Origin of the sequence: Synechococcus sp. OH2, from assembly GCF_047462155.1 — a bacterium.
Taxonomy (GTDB): domain Bacteria; phylum Cyanobacteriota; class Cyanobacteriia; order Thermostichales; family Thermostichaceae; genus Thermostichus.
The window spans coordinates 66,956-73,082 of record NZ_JANSIR010000095.1; the positions used below are offsets into that span (position 1 = coordinate 66,956).

The 6,127-nt window shown below is 61.6% G+C and carries 8 protein-coding genes; 1 reads left to right on the plus strand and 7 read right to left on the minus strand.

Going from position 1 to position 6,127, the window contains the following annotated elements; genetic code table 11:
• Positions 1 to 726, plus strand: a 726-nt coding sequence (gene guaA, locus NW835_RS08800) for a glutamine-hydrolyzing GMP synthase (protein ID WP_414415081.1), incomplete at its 5' end; no start/stop codon positions are given.
• A gap of 52 nt (positions 727 to 778) precedes the next feature.
• Here guaA and NW835_RS08805 read toward each other — a convergent pair.
• From NW835_RS08805 to NW835_RS08835, 7 genes are all read right to left on the minus strand, one after another.
• Positions 779 to 1,000, minus strand: a complete 222-nt coding sequence (locus NW835_RS08805) for a hypothetical protein (RefSeq protein WP_011430503.1) — start codon at positions 998 to 1,000, stop codon at positions 779 to 781.
• Between the two features lie 2 nt (positions 1,001 to 1,002).
• A complete protein-coding gene (locus NW835_RS08810) occupies positions 1,003 to 1,329 on the minus strand; it encodes a hypothetical protein (protein WP_414365025.1) in 327 nt (108 codons plus the stop codon).
• A gap of 80 nt (positions 1,330 to 1,409) precedes the next feature.
• Positions 1,410 to 2,456, minus strand: coding sequence for a CobW family GTP-binding protein (locus NW835_RS08815; RefSeq protein ID WP_414370267.1), 1,047 nt, complete (start codon positions 2,454 to 2,456; stop codon positions 1,410 to 1,412).
• Positions 2,457 to 2,544: 88 nt separating this feature from the next.
• A complete protein-coding gene (locus tag NW835_RS08820; RefSeq protein WP_414370266.1) occupies positions 2,545 to 3,384 on the minus strand; it encodes a hypothetical protein in 840 nt (279 codons plus the stop codon).
• Positions 3,385 to 3,423: 39 nt separating this feature from the next.
• Complete coding sequence (gene purE / locus NW835_RS08825) at positions 3,424 to 3,954, minus strand: 5-(carboxyamino)imidazole ribonucleotide mutase (RefSeq protein ID WP_414364528.1); 531 nt, start codon at positions 3,952 to 3,954, stop codon at positions 3,424 to 3,426.
• Complete coding sequence (locus NW835_RS08830; protein WP_414364529.1) at positions 3,924 to 5,024, minus strand: L-threonylcarbamoyladenylate synthase; 1,101 nt, start codon at positions 5,022 to 5,024, stop codon at positions 3,924 to 3,926. The genes purE and NW835_RS08830 overlap by 31 nt, the downstream gene beginning before the upstream one ends.
• A 61-nt stretch (positions 5,025 to 5,085) precedes the next feature.
• Positions 5,086 to 6,127 (minus strand): dihydroorotase (locus tag NW835_RS08835; protein ID WP_414415082.1); only part of this gene is annotated, 1,042 nt, incomplete at its 5' end.

Genomic DNA, 6,127 nt, shown 5'->3' on the forward strand with positions numbered 1-6,127 from the left:
GAGCGCTTCCTCCAACAGTTGAAGGGAGTTACCGACCCGGAAGAGAAACGCAAGCGCATTGGGGCAGAGTTTATTCGCGTCTTTGAGGAAGAATCCCAGCGGCTGGGCCCCTTCGAGTACTTAGCCCAGGGTACTCTTTACCCCGATGTGATCGAGTCGGCCAACACGAATGTGGATCCGGTGACCGGAGAGCGCATCGCCGTCAAGATCAAAAGCCACCACAATGTCGGCGGCCTGCCGGAAAATCTGCGCTTTAAGCTGGTAGAACCTCTGCGCAAGCTTTTCAAGGATGAGGTGCGGCAACTGGCCCGCTCACTGGGTTTGCCGGAAGAAATTGTTGGCCGCCATCCTTTCCCAGGGCCGGGCCTGGCCATCCGCATTGTGGGCGAGGTCACTAAGGAGCGTCTGGAAACCCTGCGCGAGGCCGACATGATTGTCCGCCAGGAGATCAACCGCTCCGGCTACTACCCCAAGCTGTGGCAAGCCTTTGCCGTGCTGCTGCCGGAAGTGCGCTCGGTGGGGGTGATGGGGGATAAGCGCACCTATGCTTGCCCGGTAGTAGTACGATTGGTTACCAGCGAAGACGGCATGACGGCGGATTGGGCCAGGGTGCCCTATGACCTCTTGGCCACCATCTCCAACCGCATCGTCAACGAGGTGCCCGGCGTCAACCGTGTCGTTTACGACATCACCTCCAAGCCGCCAGGCACCATCGAGTGGGAGTGATGCGGGTCAGGCGGGATCCCTTGCCTCTGGCCTCAAGGCCGGCCTGGATCAATCACCTATGGCCTGCTTCTGGCAGGGAATAGGAAGGGCTTGAGCTGAAGGGCTGAGCGGCTTGGACTTCCATGCGAGCCAGGGTTGTGGCCGCGTCGGCCAGTTGTAGGGCCAGGTTGGCACGGCTAATCGGATCCCGGGCATTCCAGAGATCTTGTCCCAAACAAAACACTCGATAGCGAAAAGCTTTGATGGAGTGCGATGGGATCACTTTGACGGTCATGGTTACAACCTTTTTTCCACAGCAATCTGAGCGTTCAGCAGAACCCGCTCGGGCTCAAGGTAAACAAATGTTACCAAAACAACTTCGTCGGCACCCCTAATCGCAACTGGGCAGGTGGCTTTTGGCGGCTCCACCTGTTCATGCCGTACCCCCACAGTGTATTCTCCAATCGGCAGGTCATCAAAGCCGGCGTCGGCGTAGATTAACTCGATGGTTTCTTCCGCAATCAGTTGCCCCTCCCGCTCCAGAAAGGCGACAAAAGGGATCCCGTCGATGGAAGTGAGGGCGTTGTTGGCCTGGTTGCGGATCATCACAAAAATGTCGGACATGGCTGGGATGCCCTCTCTCAAGGCTCCCCTCGCGAGGCTGGGGGAACGGGGCCCGACGCTTCTAAGCTGCCATCCAGTTCTTAGCCCTGGACGGGTGCAGGGACAAGACAGGCTTCCAACTTTTGCCGCAGCTTAGCCGTATCGAGGTGCTGGCCGATGAGCACCAGCTGGTTTTTGGGCTGGCGAGGCCATGCATCGCTACTGAGGGTGTAGCGCCGACCGCTGAGGTGGAAGATATGTCGCTCTGGGCTTTCTTCAAACCACAGGATCCCTTTGGCCCGAAAGACTGCCTCGGGCAACTCATTGAGAAAGTTCTGGAAGGCGTCTAGAGAAAAGGGGCGATCGCTCTCAAAAGCCAGGGAGTTAAAACCATCAACCTCGATGTGGCTGCGGTGCGAGTGGCCATGCTCGTGGCCGTGTTCGTGGTCGTGCTCATGGTCATGCTCATGGTCATGCTCGTGCCCATGCTCAGTGTCGTGAGCCTCCTCCTGAGGCAGAGAGCTGGACTGAAACAGATCTGTATCCAGGATCAGCTCCAGGGGCACTGCGCTGTTGACCGTGCGCAAAATGCGGGCATCTTCCTTGATCTCGCGGATGCGTTTTTCCAAGCGTTCGATTTCCGCCGGCTCAACCAAGTCCGTTTTGTTGAGGAGAATGACATCCCCATAGGCAATTTGGCTGTAGGCGACGTCGCTGTTGAACAGGTCGGGGGCGAAGTTAGTAGCATCCACCAGCGTGATGATCGAGTCCAGTCGTGTCAGATCCCGCAGTTCTGGCCCCAAAAAGGTGAGGGCAACCGGCAAGGGATCCGCCAGTCCTGTGGTCTCCACCACCAGGTAGTCGATTTTGTCGGAGCGCTCCATCAGGCGCAGCACGCTCTCGACAATGTCGTCGCGGATGGTGCAGCAGATGCAGCCGTTGTTGAGCTCTACGAGGTCTTCTTCGCTGGAGACAATCAGCTCGCCGTCGATGCCAATCTCCCCAAATTCGTTGACCAGTACCGCTGTGCGCATCCCCTTCTGGTTGCGCAGGATGTGGTTGAGCAGGGTGGTTTTCCCACTGCCCAAAAAACCCGTGATGATGGTAACGGGTAAGCCTCGCTTGGGCACTTCAATGGTGGGGGTCATAGAGAACCGCGATCTGCTAAGGGAGAACCCTTCCACTCTATCCTCTGGAAGGCCGCTCTTTGAAGATTTGCCAGCCTGCGGGAGACCTCTAGACACTGCGGTTTCGACCTGAAGAGGGATCCCCGCTGCTTTCGGGGCATTTGAGGTCGGCCAAATCGTTGAGGCGACGCAGAATACCCCACCCCTGCAGAGCTTCCAGCAGGGCTTCCCGGACGACAGCCACGGTTTCTTGGTCAAGGGCGAGGCGGAGGTAGTCCACCGCTAGCCGCGTCTGCTCGGCATCCAGGTATGGCATCAAGCTCTGCAGCCGACGCACGCCCAGCAGCCGTCGGTAGGAGTCGGGGGAAGCAATGTCGCTGAGATCTCGCTCCAGTTGGGAACGCTGCCGCTCCTGGCGGCGGCTGAGCCACTCCCAAAACAGCAGCGCCAACAGGGCAAAGGTGGCTAGCCCTTGCAAAATGGCGCCCGTGGCCAGCCAGCGCTGGCTGGATTCTGCCCAGATGGAAACCACGATGTAGGTGCCCAGGGTGGCACCTGCCCCCCCGACAACAGCAAGCAGCAGGGAGCGATCGGCTTGGCGAAACCAGGCTTGCAACTCCTGCCAGCGGCGGCTGAACTCAGGGCTGCGCGCAGCATACAGCCCCAGCATTGCCCCACTGCCCACAGCTAGAGAGAGAGCTAGCCGCCAGTGCCAAAAAGCCAGCCCCGCCAAGGCCAAGCCCGACAGGGCCAAAACCCGCCATTGCGGCCCCGAGAGTAGCCACAGGGCCACCTGGGATCCCCTCTCCACTGCCCCTTTCTGAACCCGCTGCAGATACTCCCGCCAGGATCCCTGGCCGGAAGAGGGGCGACCTGACCGATCCTTCACTGTCGGTAACTCCAAGACTTCGTCCCATCTGGCCCCTGCCAAGGTGGCAAGACAGGTCAACGCTTCCTAACTATGTTCGCTTCCTAATTATGTTACTAATCATGCTCTGCCGGCAGAGCCGAGGTAGGCTTTCCACCCTTGAGTTTGCAACTGGGCGTTTTTCTCTTGCACCGCTTGCTTAAGGCTTTCCCGGTAGGCCAGCACCCGTTGTTGCAGAGCGGGATCGCCGCTGGCCAAGATCTGCACGGCCAAGAGCCCAGCGTTGTAGCCATTGCCGATGGCCACGGTGGCTACTGGGATCCCTTTGGGCATTTGCACAATCGAGTAGAGGGAGTCCAGCCCCTGTAGGGATTGACTAAACACCGGCACCCCAATGACCGGCAGAGGAGTTAGAGACGCCACCATCCCCGGCAAGTGGGCTGCCCCGCCGGCGCCGGCAATGATGACGCGGATCCCTTGAGTATGGGCGCGGCGGGCAAAGTCCACCATCGCCTCAGGGGTGCGGTGGGCGCTGAGGATCTGCAGTTGGTAGGGGATCCCGAACTCCTCACACACCTGGGCAGCGGGTGCCAGGGTGGGCAGATCCGAATCGCTGCCCATTACGATAGCGACGAGAGGGGAGACTTCCATGAGCGGCTGGCCCGTCGTAGTCGATCCATGATCGCATAACCTAGGCCGGTGACGACCGGTGGCGGTTCGGCCAACAGCAGAGTGGCCGCTCCCTCATCCAGGCGGCGCAGGCTGGCAAAGAGGGCGCGGGCCGCCAAGTTGGGATCCGGGCCCAGACATTCTAGGGTAAAGGTGACCTCAGGCCAGTGGTGGGAGAGGCTTTCTGCCAGCGGTTCTGGTTTGGCGGCGAAACTGAGAATGCCTAGGTGCGAGTGGCCGGTGGCCAAGCGCTGCAACTGTTGCCAGTCCTCGGGCTGAAGCTGGGTAAAGGCAGTGGGCAAAAGCCAGAGGGGCTTACCGGGGGCGTAGTGGCTGCTCAGTTGGCCGGGAGCCTCTGGCCTCTCCTTGCGGTCTGGGGCAGGGGGAGAGCTGAGGGGCAAATTGAGGTGGGATGCCAAAACTTCCTGTGGGATCCCGCCGGGGCGCAACAAGGTGGGAGTGCCGTCTGGGCTGAGCTTGAGGACTGTCGATTCCACGCCTACGGCACACTCCCCCCCGTCCAAGATGTAAGGGATCCGCCCCGCCAACTCGGCGTAGACAGCCTGGGCCGAGGTGGGGCTGAGGCGGCCAAAGCGGTTGGCGCTGGGGGCAGCCAAGGGCACCTGAACTGCCTGCAGCAAAGCCTGGGCTACGGGGTGGGCCGGCACCCGCAGGGCTACGGTGGGCAAACCGCTGGTGACCAGATCCGGCACCTGCGATCCCTTAGGTAGCACCAAGGTCAGCGGCCCCGGCCAGAAGGTGTTGACGAGGGATCCCAGGCGAGCGCGAGCGGCGGGAGTAAAAGCCGCCAGATCTACCAGCCAGCCCTGCAGTGCCTCCAGATCCAACCCAGCCGGCAGATGCAGGATCAGGGGATCGAAGCGGGGGCGCTCCTTGACGGCAAAGATCTTGGCCACCGCCTGCTCGTTGAGGCCGTGGCCTGCCAGGCCGTAGACCGTTTCTGTAGGCATGGCCACCAACTGGCCCTGCCGCAGCGCTTCAGCCGCCAGGGCAAGGTGCTCAGGGGTGGGGGGGAGGATCTGGGTTTGCATGGGAGGGGATTCACGGCCCTGCGGGCAACGAGAACGGGTTTTGCCGGTCTCGGCCTCAGGGCTAGCTTCCTTCTTCAACGTGGGTGTGCAACACCTTGCCGCGCAGCGTCTTGCCCAGCCAGGAAGTAGCTTGGGAGTGAGAGCGGAGGGTAGCTGCTGAAACTGTCCAGGTATGGGCTGGATCAAAGAGCACCCAGTCACTGCCGGGATCCAGACAGGGCGGCTCCAACCCCAGGCAGCGGGCCGGGTAGAGGCTGAGGGCCGACCAGAGCTGTAGCGCTGTTAGCAATCCCGTCTCCACCAGGTTTTGCCACAGCAGCGGCAAGGCCAACTCCAGGCCTATGGCCCCAGGAGGAGCCTCGGCAAAGGGCAGGGTTTTCTCCTCGTAGGTGTAGGGAGCATGATCCGTGGCGATGCCCAGGCTGCCGCTGCGGATCCCGGCAATAAGGGCCTCCCGGTCGGCGACGTGTGGCAGAGGAGGCAGCAGGCGCAGGTTGGGATCGTAGCCGTGCTCCAAGACGGCTTCCTCCGCCAAGAGCAGGTGCATCCAGGTGGTGCTGGCGGTAACTGGCAGCCCCTCCGTCTGAGCCCGCTGGACAAGCTCTAGACTGCGGGCTTGGCTAAGGCGCATCACATGCACCGGCGCCGGCGAGGCAACGCTGCGCATCACTTCTAGGAGGCGGGCCAAGGCGGCAGTTTCGGCACTAGTTGGGATCCCCTTCAGCCCTAGGCGCAGGGCCCACACCCCCTCGTAGAGGCTGCCCGAGCCCGCCAGGGTGGGATCCCAGGCCCAAACCAGCAGTGGTTTATTCCAAGGCCGCAAATACTCCAGGGCCCGGCGCAACAAGACCGGGGAACCTGCGGATGATGTGCTGCTAAAGGAAGTGGCAAAGCCAATGGCTCCTGCCTGGGCCAGCTCTCCCCAGGGGTTGGCGGTCTCTCCCTTGTCCTCCAAACTCAAAGCAGCCCAGGGCAGCCAGCGGGAATCCCCAGGTCGGCGGCGGTAGCGGCCCACCTGCTCCGGCTGGTTCAGCACCGGGAAAGTCGCCGTTCCCGGCAGGGGGGCAGGGAGAAGACCCACTTGGGTAAACCCCCCTGCCGGG